The organism is Acinetobacter sp. ANC 3882 (assembly GCF_022549545.1).
Taxonomy (GTDB): Bacteria; Pseudomonadota; Gammaproteobacteria; order Pseudomonadales; family Moraxellaceae; genus Acinetobacter.
On sequence record NZ_JAKZGB010000005.1, the window covers coordinates 185075 to 205585 of the forward strand.

General features: G+C 41.9%; 22 protein-coding genes. 14 read left to right on the forward strand and 8 right to left on the reverse strand.

The features are described from left to right. Nucleotides 1-33: 33 nt before the first annotated feature. Nucleotides 34-1275: a cupin-like domain-containing protein gene (locus MMO42_RS11730; protein ID WP_241320652.1), complete on the reverse strand. Its 1242-nt coding sequence runs from the start codon at nucleotides 1273-1275 to the stop codon at nucleotides 34-36. A gap of 135 nt (nucleotides 1276-1410) precedes the next feature. Between MMO42_RS11730 and MMO42_RS11735 the strand changes: the two genes are divergently transcribed. After that, nucleotides 1411-2952, forward strand: a complete 1542-nt coding sequence (locus MMO42_RS11735; protein WP_241320653.1) for a PT dipeptide repeat lipoprotein — start codon at nucleotides 1411-1413, stop codon at nucleotides 2950-2952. Between the two features lie 62 nt (nucleotides 2953-3014). On the opposite strand, the gene MMO42_RS11740 is transcribed toward MMO42_RS11735, so the two are convergent. Next, the gene (locus MMO42_RS11740) at nucleotides 3015-3950 is read right to left on the reverse strand and encodes a lauroyl acyltransferase (protein WP_241320654.1); all 936 of its coding nucleotides are present in this window, start codon (nucleotides 3948-3950) and stop codon (nucleotides 3015-3017) included. Nucleotides 3951-4159: 209 nt separating this feature from the next. Between MMO42_RS11740 and MMO42_RS11745 the strand changes: the two genes are divergently transcribed. Both MMO42_RS11745 and MMO42_RS11750 read left to right on the forward strand, forming a co-directional pair. Then, nucleotides 4160-4702 (forward strand): DUF4334 domain-containing protein, encoded by a 543-nt coding sequence (locus tag MMO42_RS11745; protein WP_241320684.1) that lies wholly within the window; start codon nucleotides 4160-4162, stop codon nucleotides 4700-4702. A 96-nt stretch (nucleotides 4703-4798) separates the two neighbouring features. Beyond that, on the forward strand, nucleotides 4799-5329 hold the full coding sequence (locus MMO42_RS11750) for an O-acetyl-ADP-ribose deacetylase (protein ID WP_241320655.1): 531 nt from the start codon (nucleotides 4799-4801) through the stop codon (nucleotides 5327-5329). A 55-nt stretch (nucleotides 5330-5384) separates the two neighbouring features. Here the strand turns inward: MMO42_RS11750 and MMO42_RS11755 are convergent, their stop codons facing one another. Next, nucleotides 5385-7280 (reverse strand): ATP-binding cassette domain-containing protein, encoded by a 1896-nt coding sequence (locus MMO42_RS11755; protein WP_005291610.1) that lies wholly within the window; start codon nucleotides 7278-7280, stop codon nucleotides 5385-5387. A 32-nt stretch (nucleotides 7281-7312) separates the two neighbouring features. On the opposite strand from MMO42_RS11755, the gene MMO42_RS11760 reads away from it, so the two are divergent. Further along, nucleotides 7313-7558: a SlyX family protein gene (locus MMO42_RS11760; RefSeq protein WP_005155133.1), complete on the forward strand. Its 246-nt coding sequence runs from the start codon at nucleotides 7313-7315 to the stop codon at nucleotides 7556-7558. A 58-nt stretch (nucleotides 7559-7616) separates the two neighbouring features. Here MMO42_RS11760 and MMO42_RS11765 read toward each other — a convergent pair whose 3' ends face one another. Then, entirely contained in the window at nucleotides 7617-8627 is a 1011-nt protein-coding gene (locus tag MMO42_RS11765) for a zinc-binding alcohol dehydrogenase family protein (protein ID WP_241320656.1), read from the reverse strand. Nucleotides 8628-8726: 99 nt separating this feature from the next. Between MMO42_RS11765 and MMO42_RS11770 the strand changes: the two genes are divergently transcribed. The 8 genes from MMO42_RS11770 to MMO42_RS11805 all read left to right on the forward strand — a co-directional run bounded on the left by MMO42_RS11770 (nucleotide 8727) and on the right by MMO42_RS11805 (nucleotide 16761). After that, on the forward strand, nucleotides 8727-9089 hold the full coding sequence (locus MMO42_RS11770) for a helix-turn-helix domain-containing protein (RefSeq protein WP_241320657.1): 363 nt from the start codon (nucleotides 8727-8729) through the stop codon (nucleotides 9087-9089). Between the two features lie 159 nt (nucleotides 9090-9248). Continuing rightward, nucleotides 9249-9698 (forward strand): hypothetical protein, encoded by a 450-nt coding sequence (locus tag MMO42_RS11775; protein WP_004802536.1) that lies wholly within the window; start codon nucleotides 9249-9251, stop codon nucleotides 9696-9698. Nucleotides 9699-9731: 33 nt separating this feature from the next. Next, entirely contained in the window at nucleotides 9732-12371 is a 2640-nt protein-coding gene (topA, locus tag MMO42_RS11780) for a type I DNA topoisomerase (protein WP_005291614.1), read from the forward strand. 90 nt (nucleotides 12372-12461) lie between these two features. Beyond that, on the forward strand, nucleotides 12462-13220 hold the full coding sequence (locus tag MMO42_RS11785) for a hypothetical protein (protein WP_241320658.1): 759 nt from the start codon (nucleotides 12462-12464) through the stop codon (nucleotides 13218-13220). Between the two features lie 190 nt (nucleotides 13221-13410). Beyond that, nucleotides 13411-13983, forward strand: a complete 573-nt coding sequence (locus MMO42_RS11790) for an HdeD family acid-resistance protein (RefSeq protein ID WP_005291616.1) — start codon at nucleotides 13411-13413, stop codon at nucleotides 13981-13983. A 118-nt stretch (nucleotides 13984-14101) separates the two neighbouring features. Then, nucleotides 14102-16081, forward strand: coding sequence for an ATP-dependent helicase (locus MMO42_RS11795; protein ID WP_241320659.1), 1980 nt, complete (start codon nucleotides 14102-14104; stop codon nucleotides 16079-16081). A gap of 65 nt (nucleotides 16082-16146) precedes the next feature. Continuing rightward, nucleotides 16147-16392 (forward strand): RNA-binding protein, encoded by a 246-nt coding sequence (locus tag MMO42_RS11800; protein WP_004659070.1) that lies wholly within the window; start codon nucleotides 16147-16149, stop codon nucleotides 16390-16392. A gap of 6 nt (nucleotides 16393-16398) precedes the next feature. Further along, on the forward strand, nucleotides 16399-16761 hold the full coding sequence (locus tag MMO42_RS11805; protein WP_241320660.1) for an ASCH domain-containing protein: 363 nt from the start codon (nucleotides 16399-16401) through the stop codon (nucleotides 16759-16761). A gap of 12 nt (nucleotides 16762-16773) precedes the next feature. On the opposite strand, the gene MMO42_RS11810 is transcribed toward MMO42_RS11805, so the two are convergent. Beyond that, entirely contained in the window at nucleotides 16774-17118 is a 345-nt protein-coding gene (locus MMO42_RS11810; protein WP_241320661.1) for an EF-hand domain-containing protein, read from the reverse strand. 84 nt (nucleotides 17119-17202) lie between these two features. Here MMO42_RS11810 and MMO42_RS11815 point away from each other — a divergent pair, with 84 nt between their 5' ends. Continuing rightward, on the forward strand, nucleotides 17203-17706 hold the full coding sequence (locus MMO42_RS11815) for a DUF6586 family protein (protein ID WP_005291620.1): 504 nt from the start codon (nucleotides 17203-17205) through the stop codon (nucleotides 17704-17706). Nucleotides 17707-17809: 103 nt separating this feature from the next. After that, nucleotides 17810-18088, forward strand: coding sequence for a hypothetical protein (locus MMO42_RS11820; RefSeq protein ID WP_004802556.1), 279 nt, complete (start codon nucleotides 17810-17812; stop codon nucleotides 18086-18088). A gap of 55 nt (nucleotides 18089-18143) precedes the next feature. Here the strand turns inward: MMO42_RS11820 and MMO42_RS11825 are convergent, their stop codons facing one another. The 3 genes from MMO42_RS11825 to rpmB all read right to left on the reverse strand — a co-directional run bounded on the left by MMO42_RS11825 (nucleotide 18144) and on the right by rpmB (nucleotide 20489). After that, nucleotides 18144-19859, reverse strand: a complete 1716-nt coding sequence (locus MMO42_RS11825) for a cation:proton antiporter (protein ID WP_241320662.1) — start codon at nucleotides 19857-19859, stop codon at nucleotides 18144-18146. 225 nt (nucleotides 19860-20084) lie between these two features. Continuing rightward, nucleotides 20085-20240, reverse strand: coding sequence for a 50S ribosomal protein L33 (gene rpmG / locus MMO42_RS11830; protein WP_003654787.1), 156 nt, complete (start codon nucleotides 20238-20240; stop codon nucleotides 20085-20087). 12 nt (nucleotides 20241-20252) lie between these two features. Continuing rightward, complete coding sequence (gene rpmB / locus MMO42_RS11835; protein WP_004649871.1) at nucleotides 20253-20489, reverse strand: 50S ribosomal protein L28; 237 nt, start codon at nucleotides 20487-20489, stop codon at nucleotides 20253-20255. Nucleotides 20490-20511: the final 22 nt, after the last annotated feature.

A 20511-nucleotide genomic window follows, 5' to 3' on the forward strand; every position in this document is an offset into this window, starting at 1 on the left:
TCACCTTAACCATGGATTTCGATATAAATTACTTTAAGCATAAGTTGGAGAGGGAAATGATTCTGCCCCGCTATTGTCGATATTAAAATGAGTGAAAGAGACACTCATGGAAATATCTAAACTCTCAACACAATGCCACCAGCCGAGAGGAATAAATAAAGCTTCACCCTCATTGAGAATGCATTCAAGTTTACTGCTTTGAGCGAAGTCGGGAAATGATTCGAGCACATTGGGGTGGTGGGGATCCGCGATTTTACTAAATACTGCAACATCATTATAGAGATGCGGGGTTTGTAGCGCAGGAATCAGTGTTACTTTTTTCCGACCATAAATTTGTACTAGAACGTTATTGGTCAGATCATGGTGCAATGGGGTAAATGCGCCTTTAGGCCCGAACCAAATAAAACTACGGTCATAAACCTGCCTATGGTCGGTATAACCATGAAAGTGGTCAATATCCTGAAATAATGCGGCCAAACTGGACTGACTGGCTTTGGCATTATTTGCTGTCATATAAAAATTATTGGAATGTTGAGTTTGTTCAATTAAATCGACGAAATCACTCATCCGCATTTGAGTTTTATGTTGAGTCGAGTTGCGTTCAAATAAGGGATCTTGCTCACGATTGAATTGCACTTCAATCTCTTGAGTACCTACGGTTTGCTTGAAATATTGGGGTGACCATTTTTGCAGAGCTGGCCAATGTTGGACCGCATTGGTCAAAATCACAGGTAAATTTCGACTGTAATAATGCTGAATAAAATCGGCAAAAGTGGGTTTTTCAATGCGACTGATGTGTTGATATTCAGAATTTAAACGAGCAAAGCGATCCAATGTATTCAGCAACCAATTACGTTTTTTGACTAAAAAATGCTGTTCTTGAGCGATTTGAAAATAAGGATGTTGTTTTAACTGTACAAATTCAACAGCAATCTCAATTTCGCTCAAGCCCTGTTGCTGCAAAGATTGATAAATATAAGCTTTATCAGATCCATCTAAAACTACCTGTGCTAACCATTTTTTTTGTTGGAGATTCAAAGCGCTGCTGAACTGAGCTAGTTTTTCTGTTGCACTGTGTTCGAGATCACGATAGTGCTGCTCATCGATTTGTATTTGAGTAGAAAAATCTTTATTGAGATCAATCAATCCTTCACGCAATAGAATATTAGCCAAGTCGATTGGAGCACAGCCTCGCTCTAGGTTTTCTTCTAACCATAGTTGCCATTCCTGCGGTAAGACACTGAACTGTCTAGCTAAATTCTCTTGCATATCCATAGATTTGAACCATCAATAAAAATGATTTTGACCTTTCGTTATTAATTTACGCATAAACATATTTGCACTCAAGCAGAAAAGTGTTAAATTTTCACATACACAAATATGTGAAAAAATCACACAGAGGGTGATGCAATGAAAAAAATATGGACACAATTAGCACTGAGCGTGACTTGCGCAATCTTGGTGGGCTGTGGATCTGATAACGATTCGGATTCAACACCGACCCCAACCCCAACCCCAACACCGACTCCAACACCCACACCAACACCCACACCAACACCGACTCCAACTCCTACGCCGACGCCTACACCGACCCCAGTCGTGGCTGATCGTTTTGTGGGTTCATGGTTAGGCGGCTTTTGCTTTGAAGGACGCCGTTCAAATTTAACAGTGCATAAGACGTCAGATACGAGTGTTCGTTTTACCACTGAAACTCGTCAATTCGAAAAAGAGGATTGTACGGGAGCCGTGATTAAAACCTATGATGTTGCTTCTGATGATGCGCTTATTAGTGAAATTTCGGCTACAGAGACCAGTGGTACAACCACCGTCAACCGGGTGAAATATAGTGATCGACATCGACCTAATGGCTTTGCCTCAGCGTATGGCTTTAAGGGTGATGGCATGTGCGCAGTGAACGAAAAGGCAAGTGTAAAAGATATTCAAACCTATATGGACGCAGTTGATCCGTCAAAAACAGTGACGTGCTATACCCGTACTAATGTCGAAGGCTATAGCTTATTGAAACCAACAGCGAAGAAGGCAACGGCAAGTTATCGCCTGTTAGACAATCAAACTTCCTTTGATAACTTCCTTACACAAGCCAATGAACAAGGAGGTCAAGGCTATGCTTTAGCAAGCAATTCTGTTGATGTCGCGAAGCCAAATAGTGATTTTCCTGAACCTAAAAATTTATACGTTAAAAATAACGCTTCAACTGATACTTATAGCTATAAGATTGTCGATGTAAAAACTAATGTGGTCGCCAATGTTTATTTGTTCTGGTTGGCTGAGATCAAAAAACAAGGTGAATCAGGTTTGGCTTATAAGTCATCATTGGGTGAGTCACCGAGCAATAATTATAAATATCTATTTGTAAAAAATAACAAAAAAACAGCAACTTATAGTTATGATAATCGTTTCTTGAGCAATACAACCCGTGATAGTATTTTGGCAACATTTAACGAGTTGGGTGGTCAAGGCTGTAAGCTGATTTTTGCAGGTAGTACCTTTACCAATAATGGCACAACCAACGGAACTTTCTATGTACCAACTTGTGTAAACAGTAGTACCCACAATGGAACTTATTCGTATCGCTACTTTGAAATGCCAACCACGCCAGCTGGATTCTATGATGACAATCCAACCAAGCTGGATCTGCTACTGAAACAGCAAGCAGCTGAAGGTTATCATTTAATTGATAAAGACAATGCTATCGCTTTCTTTAATAAACGCGGCTATTTATTTGAGCGCGATAGTGCTAGTACTGCCAATATTGAATCTAAAGTATTTAAAGAAGATGCGATTTATAAACTTGATCTTCCGAGTGAAATCCAAAATCGCTTACAAGATCAGGGGAATTTAGGTTGGTTCATTAATGTCAAACTCGGTTCAGTGTATAGCAACACGCCAACTTATTTTGATTTAAGTACTGGAGTTATATTCCCGAATTAAATTGTTGTTATTGTTTTAGAAAAGAGCCACCTCATTTAGTTATGCAGTGGCTCTTTTTTGTATTAATAGATTTTATCGTAACCTTCAGCTCTGTTTTTAAAGCGACGATGGAACCACATCCATTGGGTTGGGGCAATACGAAGTTGAGCCTCGATAATTTTATTCACGCGAACAGCATCATCGACTTCATCTTCACTTGGCATGTTTTCGACAATGGGTTCAATCAGCACTTTATATCGTGGATTACGGACATCGCCATATCGGTAGAAATATAAGGGAATCGCAACCGCTTTCGAAATTTTTAATAAACGGCGATGTGCAGTGACAGTTGCAGCAGGAACACCAAAGAATGGGGCCATAACCCCTTGTTTTAATCCAAAATCTTGATCTGGACTATACCAAATCGCACTGCCATCTTTGAGTCGGCGAATCAATCCGCGCATATCATCATGATCAATCTGGTGTTTATAAATGGTGGCACGGCAACGATAAATCAGCATATCCAGCATCGGATTGTTCTGTGGGCGGTACACCACATCGGGTTCGAAATATTGCGAACAAATATAACCGCCTGCATCCAGTAAGGTACTGTGTGTTCCAAGCAATAACACGCCTTTGCCTTGTGCTTTTGCATCAATAATGTGTTCTAAACCTTCAATACTATGACGGTCTTTAAACCATTTTGGACAATACCAAGCATTCAGTGTTTCAAACATCCCAAGCATCATGTCCACAAACACTTGTTTTGCTTGAACTTCAACTTCAGTAGGAGACCATTCTGGAAAGCATAGCTCTAAATTTCGAAGTGTGGTTTTACGGCGTGATTGAAGCAAGCGCCAACATAAAGCAGCTAAACCATGTGCTAAGCGCCACTGAATTGCCCATGGGAGAATGGCCAATAACATAAGAAAAAAAATGGCGATCCAAATTTTCCAATATTTGGGTAATAGAAATTCCCATTGAAATTCGCCAGGTGTATAAGACGGTTTTTGACTCATAAACTTAGTAGAATGAATAACGTTGAATTTCAGAGCATTGTAACATGAAGTGAGCCTGAGAATATGCGAACAAGCTTTTGTCCGGCTGTTACTCAACGGAAATTGAATGAGAAATTTTTGCTTCTACCTCAGCTGTAATACAATGTAGGTCACACCTGACTCAATCGAGATTGGGTTGAGGACCAATAAAACAAAAAAGGTAAAGGATGATGAATATTCAGGAAATATCAGAAGGAAAGAACGTCGATGTTCAGGAAATAATCGACTTTTATGATCAATTAGATGGGGTCGACTGTCCCTTTATGTATGGTCGCTGGAAAGGATTTGAGGTGGTAACAGGTCATCCGATGAATGGTTTATTGGAACAAGCTAACTGGTATGGGAAGCTGTTTGTTGATCAGGAAACGGTATATCCACTGGTTTTACTCAACGCTAAGAAAACAGCGTTATTTTTCCTTGATCCCAAATGGCTGCCTTTAAATCTTGATTTTAACCTTTTGAAAAAGAATAGTAAGTATCTGGCCAGTGGTTTGAAACTCTTAAAGACCAAAGACAGTAAAGCTCGCTTAAGAATGACTGAGTTTAGAGGGAAAATATCGGCGACGATGATTTATGATGAAAAGCCCATTCATGATGTTTTTCGAAAGATAGATGAAAATACCGTATTGGGATGGATGGATCTAAAACAACAATCCCAGCCTTATTTTTTTATTCTGCAACGGGATGATAAAAGCTCGTTTGGCTTTGAGTGATGCAACCCTTCTACGATGATTTAGCTGTTGAGGATTGGCTGTAAGATCAAGCACATGCTTTTGTCGAAAGAAAATTATTACGATCAGGAGGTCACGGTGAAAACTATAAATATCATCAAAGGGGATATTACTCAAATAACGGTAGATGCAATTGTGAATGCAGCCAATACTTCACTGTTAGGCGGTGGAGGTGTGGATGGCGCGATTCATCGTCGTGGTGGCGCAGCGATTTTGGCAGATTGTCAAAAAATCCGTGCTAAGCAGGGTGGTTGTGCAGTTGGCGAAGCGGTCGTGACCAGCGCAGGAAATCTGCCTGCGAAATATGTCATTCATACCGTTGGGCCCACTTGGGTCGATGGACAGCACGATGAAGCTTTATTATTAGAAAATGCCTATCGGAATAGTTTTAAATTAGCAGAAGAGTTGAAATTACAAAGCCTTGCATTTCCAAATATTTCAACTGGGATTTATCGCTTTCCTAAACAGCTTGCTGCACAGATCGCGTTAAAAACCACTGCTGAACAACTCAGAACGGGAATGTTTGTACAAGAGGTTGTTTTTGTTTGTTTTGATGATGAAAATTTTAATATTTATCAATCTTTGAAACAAAATTTTGATTTAGTGTAAATTCAATGGGATGCAGTGAAGCATTTACCCTCGAAAGAGTAAATGCTTCATCGATTTAATTGCCTTTAGACATATTTTCTAAAATGTCCCAGCGCTCCAATTTTTCAAGCAATACTTCTTCAATTTCCGCCAGACGTTGACTCGCTGCAGTTGCTGCATTGGCATCACTGACAAACCATGAACCATCTGCCAATTTAGCGGATAATTCTGTTTGCTCGGTTTCCAGTTTTTCAATCTCAGCAGGCAGTTGTTCAAGCTCACGTTGATCTTTATAACTGAGTTTTACTTTTTTAGGTGCTGCTGCGGCTTCTGCTTTGGCTTGGGCCTTTTTCACATCGCTTTTTTGATCCACCACTTTCTGATCTGGGCGTTGTTCCAAATAGTCTTGATAGCCACCGATGTATTCATCAATGTTACCTTTACCATCAAATACCCATGTCGAGGTCACGACATTGTCCATAAAAGCACGGTCATGTGAGATCAATAGTAAAGTGCCTTTATAGTCAGACAGCATTTCCTCAAGTAGCTCAAGTGTCACCATGTCCAAGTCATTGGTTGGCTCATCCATAACGATTAAATTCGAAGGTTTGAGCAATAGTTTTGCCAATAAGATACGGTTTCTTTCGCCGCCTGAAAGTGCTTTAACAGGTGTGCGTGCACGTTCTGGTGAGAATAAAAAGTCCTGTAAATAGCTATAAATATGACGACGGTTACCATTCACATCAACAAAATCAGAACCTTCAGACACGTTGGCCATGACGGTTTTTTCAAGGTCTAAGGCATTACGCAACTGGTCAAAATAGGCAACTTCGAGTTGTGTTCCTGTTTTTACCAAACCGCCGTGCTCGATTTCACCTAAAATGGCTTTGATCAATGTGGTTTTACCGACACCATTGTCACCCACCAAACCAATACGATCACCGCGGAGGACGATAGCCGAGAAATCGTTAATCAGTGGCTGCGCACCATAGCTGACACTCAGATGTTCAATCTCAAATACCAATTTACCAGAGCGATTGGCTTCTTGCGTTGCCATGCTGACCTTGCCTTGTTGTGAGCGACGTGCTTTAGATTGTTCACGTAAGTCTTTCAACGCACGGACACGACCTTCATTACGGGTACGACGTGCTTTAATGCCTTGACGAATCCAAGCCTCTTCTTCAGCCAACTTTTTATCAAATAAAGCATTTTGTTTTTCTTCTGCTTCCATTTGCTGGGCTTTGAGATCGAGATAACGAGAGTAGTTCCCCTCGTAGCTACGCAAAACACCGCGATCAAGCTCAACAATACGGGTGGCAATGCTGTCGACAAATGAACGGTCATGCGAAATAAACAACAGGGTTAGATTATTTTGATCCATTAAAAACTTTTCTAACCATTCGATACTTTCGACGTCCAAATGGTTAGTTGGTTCGTCGAGTAAGAGTACATCTGGTTGAGTCAGTAAGGCGCGCGCCAACAATACGCGACGTTTACGCCCCCCTGATAAATCGGCTAAATCAGCATCGGGATCAAGTCCCATTTTGCTCAGAATCGAGTTGACCTTATTTTCTAATGCCCATCCATCGAGTTGATCGAGTTTATGTTGCAACATCCCCATGCGATCACAGGCATCCATATCACCCAAAACGCAGGCATCGCTTGCTTCATGATATTCTTTGAGCACAATGGCTGCTTCGCCTGCACCATCGGCTACGATGTCGGCGACTTTGCCTGAGTCCATTGGGACGTCTTGGGCTAACATTGAAACAGTTAAACCATTTTGAATTGAAACTTCACCGTTATCGGGTAACAGGCTTCCCTCAATCAGTTTTAATAAAGTAGACTTACCTTCGCCATTACGACCAATTAAACAGACTCGTTCGCCACGTTCTAGGCTGAAGTTCGCGCCGTCGAGTAGGGCAGGTCCGCCAAATGCGAGATGGACATCCCTTAAAGTAATATAGGCCATAATGTTTCCTAAAAGTTCAGATGAGGTCTGAAATGACTAAACCACAAAATTTTGATAATCACGCGTCATTCTCCGCACCCATTGAAGATTTGCAAGTCCGAATTGCATTTTTAGATGATTTAGTTGAACAATTGAATCAACAGCTCGCAATTCAAACACAGGAAATTGCTGATTTAAAAAAACAAATGCAATTTTTATATCGTCGCGTTGAATCTTCAGATTTATCGGAAGGAATTGCCGCTTTTGACCCTGTGAATGATAAACCCCCTCATTATTAATAATGTATACAGCAATGCGGAGTTGCATTGCTGTAAGATTTAGCTTGAATAATCGCGTTTAAAAACCACGCAGCACAATTTTCCCTTTGGTTGTTCCACTTTCGATTTGTTGATGTGCACGTTTCAGGTTTTCGGCATTGATTGGTGATAGAACCTGACTCACAGTGGTTTTTATTTTTCCTGCATCAACTAAACCTGCAACTTGATTCAACAGTTGGCTCTGTTTGATCATATCTTCGGTCTGGTACATAGAACGCGTGAACATAAACTCCCAATGAACCGAAACAGACTTTGATTTAAAGGGCTGAATGTTGAGTTGCTCAGGATCATCAATTAAACCGAAATGTCCTTGCGCTGCGATCAGTTCTGCAATATCAGCGAGATGCTGATCTGTTTGCGTGGTTGAAAATACATATAAAGGCGCGTTTAAGCCGAGCTGCTGAATTTGTGGGGCTAAAGCTTGGCTGTGGTCCAATACATAATCAGCGCCCAATTGTTTTACCCACTCAGACGTCTCTGGCCGAGATGCGGTACTGATGATGGTCAGATTGGTTAATTGTTTCAGCAATTGAATGGTAATTGAACCAACGCCACCTGCACCACCAATGACGAGGATCGACGTGTTTTCAGCGGCAGTTTGAGGAACTTGTAATCGATCAAACAGCATTTCCCATGCGGTAATTGCGGTCAAAGGTAGTGCTGCTGCTTCGCTTGCATCCAGTGATTGGGGTGTATGTCCAACAATGCGCTCGTCAACCAATTGTAGTTCACTGTTACTGCCTGCTCGGTTGAGTGCACCGGCATACCAGACTTGATCACCAATTTTGAATTGAGTGACGTGTTCGCCAGTCGCCTCAACAATACCTACCGCATCCCAGCCCAGAACTTTCCATTGATGGTCTTCCGCACTTTTATTGTTTCGGATTTTGGTATCGACTGGATTGACGGAAATTGCTTGCACACGAACGAGTAAATCATGTCCATGTGCAACAGGTGAGTCGAGTTCAATGTCGATAAGTGCATCGTCCAATGTAATTGCACCTGCCTTTTGATATGCCACAGCTTTCATCGTTATGCTTCCACTTGATTGGAATCTCAGCATAACTTAAGCTTAATTTTGGTGACTACAGACAAATAACGCTCATAGTGTCAAAAAGGATACTGTAAAATGGCAAAAATGCGACATTCGAGTTTTGATTGTTCCCCAGGTTGTTCCGTGGAAGCAGCCATCAGTTTGATTGATGGTAAATGGAAGTGTGTCATTCTCTGGCATTTATTTAATGAGGGCACCTTGAGATTTAACGAAATTCGCAAGCGTGTACCGAGTATTACCCAGAGAATGCTGACCAATCAGCTGCGTGAATTAGAACAAGATGGTCTGTTGCATCGAGAGGTCTATCCTCAGGTTCCTCCAAAAGTTGAATATTGTTTAACTGATTTAGGCCGTAGTCTGGAGCAGATTATTGTTGCATTAAAGAATTGGGGCGATGCACATCTTGATCAATTCGGAAAATTAACGCTTTTTGAATAAAGTAAGAGTGTTAAATGCATTGTGTATTGTTAGGCTTTGAGCGGTCTGCAAAGGGATGCTTCAAAGGCCACAGTTGAATCCAAGATTATTTTTACGTTGTAACTTGCCTTTTGGATTCAACTTATGTAACGCTAATAAAAGAAAGTTTTGGGCTACTTTATGAGTAATATTGGAATTTGGATCACGGTCGCGATTGTACTGTTTGTACTTGGCTCGATTTTTGGCTTACGTGTCAGCCCGCGTGAAAAAGCATTGGGTATGATGCGTGACCAAGCACGTAAAATGGGATTGCATCCTCGTTTAATCGTTGCGCCAGAATGGACAAAGATCCCAATGGCCTCGGAAAAACGTGCCAGTATGGTGGCTTATTATAGTGTACTTATTCCAGATGCCCGTTTGGCGTTAATGCGTGCGCGTGTGGTCGATGGCAAACTTCAGGTGGTGCAAGGTGATCAGAAATTTAATGATTTAACCATTGCATTAAAAGGAGTTTATGCTATTGATATGCAGGCAAACTGTGTCGGACTGTATTGGGATGAAGAAACTGACCTAAGAGCCACACAGCTTGAACAGATAAAAGCTTATTTACATGATTTAGCACAGCGCTAACTCTCTGATTGATCATAGGAAAAACGATTTATTATGGCGAATACTCCACGCTCTGCTTCAGAAAGCACAGCAGCTTCCGCATCTGCTGCAAAGAAACGTGCCTTAGTGATTGTGGAGTCGCCTGCAAAAGCGAAAACAATTAATAAATATTTGGGTTCACAGTATGTGGTGAAGTCATCGGTGGGTCATGTGCGTGATTTACCGACGGGAGGTGGTGCAAAGTCTGCGGAAAAGAAGCCTGCAACGCGCGCCAAATTGACTGAACAGCAGAAAACTGAAAAAGCTCAATCTGCCCTGATTAACCGTATGGGTGTCGACCCAGAGCATGATTGGATTGCGCACTATGAAGTGCTGCCAGGCAAAGAAAATGTAGTTGCCGAACTGAAAAAACTCGCCAAAGATGCCGATGCAATCTATCTCGCAACGGACTTGGATAGAGAAGGGGAAGCGATTGCTTGGCATTTGAGAGAAGTGATTGGGGGCGATGATAGCCGTTACCATCGTGTGGTCTTTAACGAGATTACCAAAAATGCCATTCAAGAAGCGTTTAAACAGCCAACACGACTTGATTTAAACCGTGTCAATGCTCAACAGGCACGTCGTTTCCTCGACCGTGTCGTGGGCTTTATGGTGTCACCACTGCTGTGGGAAAAAATTGCCCGTGGTTTATCGGCAGGTCGCGTGCAGTCCGTTGCTGTGAAACTGGTGGTTGAACGTGAACGTGAAATCCGTGCATTTATTCCAGAAGAATACTGGCAAGTTTTTGCAGATACCACGTCAAAGAAAGATGACATTCGCTTAGAAGCGGTTAAGCAAGCAGGTAAAACACTCAAGCTTAAAAATAAGGCCGAAACTGATGCCTTACTCAGCGTGTTAAAAGATGCTGAATACAAAGTGGCATTACGCGAAGATAAACCAACCAAAGTCAATCCGAGTGCCCCGTATATCACTTCAACTTTACAGCAAGCAGCGAGTACACGTTTGGGCTTCTCTGTAAAGAAAACCATGATGCTGGCGCAGCGTTTGTATGAAGGTGGTTTTATTACCTATATGCGTACTGACTCAACCTTTTTGAGTGATGACGCAGTGAATATGGTCCGTAACCATATCCAACAAAATTTTGGTGAAAAATATGTCCCTGCCAAGCCAAATCGCTATGGCAATAAAGCGGGTGCACAAGAAGCGCATGAAGCGATTCGTCCATCTGAAGTCGGATTGACAGGCGATAAGCTTGCTGGCGTAGAGCGTGATGCGCAACGTTTATATGATTTGATTTGGCGTCAATTTGTTGCCTGTCAAATGACACCAGCAGAATACTTGTCTTCGACCTTAACGGTTGAAGCCTCAAATGTTGAGTTAAAGGCGAAAGGCCGTACTCTGGTATTTGATGGTTTTACTCGCGTTCGCGGTGCCAATAAATCGGATGATGATATTTTACTGCCAGCGGTAAAAGTAGGCGAAGTGCTTAAGTTGGAAAAACTTGATCCGAGCCAGCACTTTACCAAGCCACCTGCACGTTTTACCGAAGCCTCTTTGGTGAAAGAATTAGAGAAAAAAGGCATTGGTCGTCCATCGACATATGCTGCAATTATTTCCACTATTCAGGAACGTGGTTATGTGAAGCTCGAAAACCGTCGTCTCTTTGCTGAGAAGATGGGTGAGATCGTTACAGACCGTTTGGATGAAAGTTTTAATAACCTGATGAATTATGCCTTTACCGCTGATTTAGAAGGTCAGTTAGACCGTGTTGCAACGGGTGAGCGTAATTGGAAAGAGTTATTGGATACCTTCTATGGTGATTTCAAGAAACGTTTGACCAATGCTCAGGGTGAAAGCGGTATGCGCCGTAATCAGCCAGTTGAAGTTGCTGATGTACCTTGTCCTGAATGTTCGCGTCCAATGCAAGTGCGTACTGGAACAACAGGGGTATTCTTAGGCTGCTCAGGCTATAATTTACCGCCAAAAGAACGTTGTAAGGGCACATTAAATCTAACGCCTGTCGAGTCTTTGGCTGCATTGTCAGATGATGATGGTGCTGAAACAGCAGATTTGATGTCTAAACATCGTTGTCCTAAATGTGGTACTGCAATGGACAGCTATGTGGTGGACGGTGGCCGTAAACTACATGTTTGCGGTAACAACCCAGATTGTGATGGCTACGAACTGGAAGAAGGCGAGTTTAAGATTAAGGGCTATGATGGTCCAACCATTCCATGTGATAAATGTGATGGTGAAATGCAGTTGAAAACGGGTCGTTTTGGTCCATATTTTGCCTGCTCAAGCTGTGACAATACCCGTAAAGTGTTAAAGAGCGGTCAACCTGCACCACCGCGTGTTGATCCAATCAAAATGGAACATTTACGTTCAGCCAAACATGATGATTTCTTTGTGCTACGTGATGGTGCGGCTGGCCTGTTCTTGGCGGCAAGTAAATTCCCGAAAATTCGTGAAACGCGTGCACCGAAAGTGGCTGAGCTACGAAGTGTTGCAGATCAACTTGATCCGAAATATCAGTTCTTGCTCGAAGCGCCAGATGTAGATCCTGAAGGTAATCCAACAGTGGTGAAATTTAGCCGTAAGAATCAGTCGCAATATGTGGGCTCTGAGACGGCAGAAGGCAAGCAAACCAAGTGGAGTCTGGTTTTCCAAAATGGGAAATGGGTTGAAGCTTAAATATTGATGTGTAAAAAATGCTGGCAATTGCTGGCATTTTTTATGGAACAAATAACAAGAAAAAAATAATTTCTAATCGGGGGGGAATTCATGTGGAAAAATATCCGAGTTGCATGCTTATTGCTAGTGTTGTTGATTGTTGCGATCAATGCTTATCGTGATCAAAATCAGGATTGGAATCAGCCAATAACTATCTTACTTCATCCGATTAACGCGGATGGCTTAGCCACAACGCAGCAGTATATTCAACAATTACAGCAAGATGATTTTGCTGAGGTGAAGCAATATCTGGAAAAAAACAGTCAGCAATATCGAGGGAAAAGCAGCTACTTTGTGATTCAAATCGGACGTGAATTAAAGCAAACACCACCGAAGATGTCTGAACAGCCAAGTATTCTGAATAATATTCTGTGGAGCCTAAAGTTTCGCTTTTATGCATGGAAACAGCACCAATCGGTCGATGGGTCACCGAGCCTAACCTTATATTTGAATTTCTATGATCCAACACAGACACGTGAGTTGAAGCACTCTACAGCATTGGAGCGTGGGCGAATTGGTTCGGTCAATTTATTTGCCTCAGTAAAACAAGCACAACAAAACAATGTGGTACTGGTGCATGAGTTACTGCATGGTTTTGGCGCGACAGATAAATATAATTTAAGCAATGGCGAGCCTATTTTCCCTATTGGTTATGCACAAGCAGATAAACAACCTGTATTTCCTCAAACAGAGGCTGAAATTATGGGTGGGCGTATTGCACTCTCAGAACACAAAAGTAAAATGCCAAATAATTTAGAACAGACAGTATTGAGTGTACTGACCGCCCAAGAAATTGGCTGGATAAAATAAATTGTGGATAAGTCCAGACTTATCCAGAGACGGACTTTGATGAATAGAATCGTGGCCTAACGAGAGAATGCTTAAATAAAACACGAGTTTTCCTGACATTACATCATTAATTATCAACATGCCTTATACAGAACTGAGCGGAAAATTCGCTCAGAATGGAGATATAACATTGATGATAAAAGAGTAAATAATGATGAAAACAGTGGGTAACGATCTGATTCGCAATCAGCTACACGCTGATCGTAAATGGTATCTGTTATTGGGTGTGTTATTGGTTATTTTTGGCCTAGTTCTTTTAGCAGCTTTACCATTTGCGACATTGTCTGCCGTCTTGTTGTTTGGTGTGTTGATGATGTTGGGTGGTATTTTGCATTTTGTTGCAGCATTTATGGTGTTTAAAGGGGGCACGCGTTGGTTGTGGGCCTTGTTTGGTGTGCTGTATTTGGCGGCGGGTTATTTTGCCTTTACCACACCGGTGATTACCGCAGTGGTGCTCACCAGTTTCTTGGCTGTTGCCCTCATTATTGCGGGGATTATTCGTAGTGTAAATGCCTTTATTTTACGACCAATTTCAGGCTGGGGTTGGGTACTGTTTTCGGGTATATTGACCTTATTAACAGGGATTCTGATTCTCTCATCGCCTGATTCACCGTTCTGGGTGTTGGGAATGTTCCTGGCGATTGATATTCTGTTCCAAGGGATTAATTACCTGACTTTTGCGGGTGCAATTAAGCAGTTGCCGCATAGTTCAACCACAGTTTAAGTAACCAAACTAGAAGTAAGAGCATGTGTCATACATGCTCTTTTTGTTTTTGTAGCAGAAAACATCTCGACTGCTTTAGTCTGTTAAAATAGCGCTTCATTTCTAATTGACCAATTCTATGACGCTTGCCAAGCTAATTGATGAACTGAATCCGCAACAAAGACAGGCAGCCACAACAGTGGCACAAAATTGTTTGGTTTTGGCAGGAGCGGGTTGTGGTAAAACCAAGACGATTGTGGCGAGAGCAGCGTATTTAATTGATCAAGGTTTGCCAGCACAACAGATCCAGATTCTGACCTTTACCCGTCGTGCAGCAAGCGAAATCGTGACGCGTGTAGAACAGCATATGGGCGTGCAGGCCAAAGGCTTACGCGCATCGACGTTCCATACGTTTTGTATGTATCTACTACGCCGTAATCCACGTGCGTTTGGTCTGAGCCAGTTCAGTATTATTGATCGAGATGATCAATTGCTGATGTTCCGTCTGTTACGCGGTAAAGACAAGGGTAATGTGTTGCCGAAAGCGGCCGAATTGTGCGATCTCTATTCTTATGCCCGTAATACCAAAACCAAACTGTCGGATGCCTTAGTTGAGCAATTACCTCAAGCGGTCGAGTATAAAGCTCAAATTGCTGAATTGATGAAAGCCTATGAGCAGCGCAAGCAAGAACGTAATTTCTTGGATTATGACGATATTCTGGCGATTGTCGCGGTGCATTTACAAAGTTCACCTGAGTTGGTGAAGTGGGTCACTGGTTTTTGCTCTGCCTTATTGGTTGATGAAATGCAGGATACCAATCCACTGCAATGGGCTTTGTTACAGCCGCTGGTGGGCAAGGTCAAATTGTTTTGTGTCGGAGATGATGCGCAGTCAATTTATGGCTTTCGAGGCGCAGATTTTGAAAATATTCATCATTTTAAAGAACGAGTGCCTGATGCCGAAGTACTGACTTTGGAAATGAATTATCGTTCGACTCAAGGCATTTTAGATTTATCCAATTGGTTGCTGGAGCAGAGCCAAATTGAATATGACAAGCATTTACAGGCTTATCGCGGTAAAGGTTTAAAGCCACAACTGTATATCTTGAGCAATGAGTTTGAAGAAGCCAATTGGATTATCCAAGATTTGAATCGTCGTCATATGCAAGGTGCTGCTTGGGCAGAGCACATGGTGCTACTGCGTTCTGGTTTTAGTGGACGTTATCTGGAAGGTGCATTGATTGCTGCGAATATTCCTTATCGCTTTATTGGTGGGGTAAAACTGCTTGAATCTGCGCATGTTAAAGATGTATTGAGCTTACTGCGGGTGAGTGTTAACCCTCAGGATGATTTAGCGTGGATGCGCTTCCTGACGCTTTGGGATGGGGTCGGTGATGTCGGTGCCAGCAAGTTGGCACAGGAGTTAATACAGCTTCCTGATATCGAAGCGCGTTGCCAACGTCTGGAACGACACGGCAAAGTACCACAACAAGCGATTTTAATTTTGATGCAGCTGGATGTGTTACAGCAACATGTCGAAGCCTGCATCGGTCTGGCAATGGATGCATTGAATGAACAGCTAGAAAATAATTATAAAACCAAAGATTGGTCGCGCCGTGTCAAAGACTTTGACTTGGTCAAGCAATTGGCACGTAAACATAGCGCTCTTGGTGAGTTCTTAGAGGAATATGTACTTGATCCAATTTCTGTTTCAGAAATTGATAAAACCCCAGATCAAGACTTAGTGACGCTGATTACCATCCATTCAGCGAAGGGTACTGAACAAAAAGTCTGTTATGTCCCGCATGTTTCACCGAATCAATATCCTCATGCACGGGCACAAGGTGATTTTGATGACGTCGAAGAAGAGCGTCGCGTACTGTATGTGGCCTTAACACGTGCAGAGGATGAATTGATTTTGACCAAACAGAATTTAAATTTATGGTCACAAGATCAATATGATGAGTTGGGGAGAAAAATAGAAAGCTACTTCCTCAATGATTTACCTCAACATTTAGTCGATATTCAGATTCATCGAGATATTCCACGTGCCTATGGTCAAAGTAATCGTTCTCGCGCTGCTGCAATCAATTTAGGTTTTGGGATTGATTTCGATTAAACTAGGCAGATTCAATTTCTTTTGATTCATTGATTAAACAGATGAATCATCTTTTAGGTTTTAGCATGAAAATTTTAGTTCGTAATTTAGACCGTAATGTGACTGATGCGGAAATTCTCGACTTATTCAAAGCATATGGAAAAGTTGAGTCTTGTGTCGTGGTCAAAGATGAAGGAACAGGTAAATCGAAAGGTTTCGGTTTTGTTGAAATGCCAAACCCTCGTGAAGCGATTAAAGCAATTAAAGGTTTAAACACCTTGAAAGTAAAAAGCCAAGGCATTCGTGTCAAAGCTGCGGATGACAAAGCTTAATTATTGATGTTAAAGCAATATACTGCTTTATCAATGGTTGAGCCAAATGCTGAGCGAATAGCCAAGAAAATTAAAACACTTGAAGTTCGCTCATGGCAACCTGAAATGTTGCCACTGAAAGATTTGATGATTGTAGAGAATCAAAATTTTCTTTTGAAAGATGGTGATGAAGAAACTGGTTTTGCAGTTGCACTTGTAGATATTGAATCAGTGCATCCGTGGCAATCTGATGAAGTTGATGCTGCTTGTGCGACGGATTGGACTGAAGGGTATTTGGCTTGGGTTATTCGGAATATCCGACCGATTGATCCACCGATTCAAGTTATGGCCAAGCGAAAACTCTATCTGCTTGAGCTGGATATTGGGTAATTCGTCTTCGGCTTATTTGCCCCAGGTTGAACCCCAACCCTGACAGGGATTGGAAAAGTATTGGTAAATATTGATGATCTCTTGTTGATCAATTAGACCATTGCGATTGAGATCTAAGGCTTTAAAGATTTTTATTTTTTTAGAATCGATAGCAAGAATCTGTTTCTGCCAGGAAACGGGTTGACCTTGTAAAAGGATCAGTTTTTTCCATTCATTTTGATCGATCATTTGATCGCGATTAGAGTCGTAATCTGAATAGAGTTTTTCCCAGTCTAAACCTGCTGGCTCACAGCTATAAGCGGTTGAGATGACCATACAGCATATTAAGCTCAGTATGGCTTGTTGAATATGACGCATGAGCAGGCTCAAAAGATATTGATTTTATCATTAAAGCATTTAATCTTAAGCTATCCAATAGAAAGGATCTTTAAGGAAAATATTATGTCCCGTGTTGCTCGTTATCATGCAGATCGTACCAATCAGAAACTGTATTTTGCCCGACTTGCATGTCAACAAGCTGAGCAAACCGAACATATTCAGCAAGCACAAGCATATCGTGAAGGGGCAGTGTTTCATCTGCATGGGGCGCTTTTAGCATTCTTGCAAGAGCTGGTACGTTACTACCGTTTAAATGACTTACAGCCGACCTTTAAATCGATTGAGGAGCAGATGGCAGATAAAGGGCAGGTTTCTCCAGAAATTTTGGTGTTACAACAGCTCGCAAAAGATGGTTTTGTGGCAGAGTTGAAGCGTGCTTACCGTATGTGCCAATATGCACCTGAGCCAACGGCACCTGAACCTGAAAACGAGACCTCTTCAAATCTCATTATTAAAGTCACACAAAGCCCACAGGCTTGGTTACCTGATGCCAAAATTTTACGTGAATGGCACCGTGAATTGAGTCATTTAATTGATGGTTTCCGTAATGAAATGGTGGAGTTCTAAGTCGAATGTTTAAGTCGACTTGAAATCTATGCCAACAGCACTTATATAAATAAGACGTGAGCGCAAAATACTTTGCCACCATGTTGAATCATGGAGAAAATTTATGTCAATGCAACAGTTAAAAGAATTATTTGGTAATCAGGAAGCAGTTCTTGAGTTGGTTCAACTCGAAGGTGGTGAGCTTGCTTTGCGCAATGCGGGTTCTGAAAATGAGCCTTTAGTTAAGATACAGTTTAGTGACGAGGTCAAAGCCATCCTTGGCGATCAAACAGCAACTGTCGCACAACATATGATTCAAGCCGCTTTGTTTGGTTTGTTAGAGAAGCAGATGAATGAGTGGCAAGCAGAAGTAGTTGATGAGCAACCTCAACACTTGAGCTAATCTCAAAGAATAAAAAAAGCGTACTTTAAGTACGCTTTTTTTATTCTGGAAATATTTAGTGAGCTTCGGACTGATGCGCCAGTTCGATTTGACTAAGAATATGATGGCTCATATTTTTTGCCATCTCTTCTTTGGCATAGAACACTTCACCGATATTTTCCTCACGGATAATCACCGCTTCCTCTTTGCTTTCCGCACAAATAAGGACCTGAATTTCAGGGTTGAGCTGTTTGGAAATATCCACAATACGATGAATATCTAGAATATCCATCGGTGAAATGACCAACAGGCGGGCATGTTGAATATGCGCTTGGATTAATACATTGGGTTCGGTTGCTTCACCACTGACAGCAGCAATGCCTTGAGCACGTAGTTTTTCAACAATTTCACGATTTTCTTCTGCAATCACGACTTTGATATTTTGTTGCATCAGATTTTCGCTAATGCGACGTCCAACGCCACCATAGCCGATAATCACCACCTGATCGCGTAGATAAGCTTGATCTACCTCATCTGGCAACATGGCCAGTGGGTCACCACTACGTTCTAACATACGTGCCAAATGCGAGCGCTCACGAATCCAGCGTTGCACAGGCTCGATTGCAGAGAACACAAATGAATTTAGGGTAATCGAGAATAATGCCCCTGCAAGAATCAGGTTTTGTGCATCAGGTGTGAGTAAACCGAGGGATAAACCCAGTGTCGCCAAGATAAAGGAGAACTCACCAATTTGCGCCAAGCTTGCACCTACCGTTAGAGCGGTATTAATTGGATAGCGGAAGAATAACACCAAAGCCATCGCTGCTAAGGTCTTACCCACCATGATAATGGCAACAACCGCTAAAATCTTTAATGGTGCTTCAACCAAGATGCTTGGGTCGAACAGCATACCGACCGAAACGAAGAATAGAATCGAGAAGATTTCACGTAAGGGCAGGGTCTCTTCTTCAGCACGGTGACTAAAGTCAGACTCTTTAACCACCATTCCCGCAAAGAATGCGCCAAGTGCCATCGAAACACCAAAGACCGCATAAGAACCGTAGGCAATTGAAACTGCAGCAGCCACGACGGTGAGCGTAAACAGTTCACGGGAACCTAGACGTGCCACAAATTGCATAATCATTGGTACAAGACGTTTACCAATAATCAGCATGAATGCAATAAAGCCTGTGACTTTAAGTAGGGTAATGCCGATGGTGATCCAGATGCTTTGCGATGTATCTGTCCCAGGTAGTGCTTTCCCGCCGAGTAATACCGCTGTTGCAGGTAAAAGTACCAAGGCTAACACCATCACCAGATCTTCAACCAAGAGCCAGCCAACGGCAATTTTTCCATTCACAGAGTCCAGTAAGCCGCGATCTCCCAAAGCCTTGAGTAACACAACTGTACTGGCACAGGATAAGCTTAAACCAAAGATCAGTGCTGAACCAAAGCTCCAGCCCCAGAACATGGAAACAGCAATACCGAGTAAGGTTGCAACGGCAATCTGCAAAATTGCACCTGGTAAGGCAATACGGCGGACTTGTAGTAAATCCTTGAGGGAGAAGTGCATCCCTACACCGAACATTAAAAACATGACCCCAAGTTCGGCCAACTGATTGGCAAGTTGTATATCACCGACCACACCTGGCGTATTTGGACTAATAATGATGCCTGCAACTAAATAACCAATTAAAGGAGGGAGGCGTAGACGTGCTGCGATATAGCCAAAAATAAGGGCCATACCAAAACCAACAGCAAGTAATATAATTAAATCAACATCATGTGGCATCGAAACTCCTTAATCGTTGCGGTTAAGGTAGAAATAACTGAGCATAAAACATGCCAAGAAAACAGCGAATAAATTGTAACAAGTAAAATCGAATTTGTTGATGACAATTTTTTTAATTATCAAAAAAAATCATGTAAGTCGCTTATGCATTTTATCTAATCAACATACATTTTCTAGGCAAAAAAAACGACCTCAAATGAAGTCGTTTTTTTTTAAGAGCTAAAATTATTTAATTTTAGCTTCTTTGAAGATTACGTGTTGACGGATTTTTGGATCAAATTTTTTGATTTCCATTTTTTCCGGCATAGTACGTTTGTTCTTAGTAGTGGTATAGAAATAACCTGTACCAGCTGTAGAAACTAGGCGAATCTTATCACGCATTGTTCAGACTCCTTAAATCTTTTGACCTTGAGCACGGAGATCAGCAACAACTTTCTCAATACCCAATTTATCAATAATACGCATACCTTTAGTGGTTAGACGAAGACGTACAAAACGCTTTTCGCTTTCTAACCAAAAACGGTGGTGGTGCAGGTTCGGCTCGAACCGGCGTTTGGTTTTGTTGTTTGCGTGCGATACGTTGTTACCAACGATTGGACGCTTGCCGGTAACTTGGCAAACCTTAGACATGGTGAACTCCATTGCTAGTTTA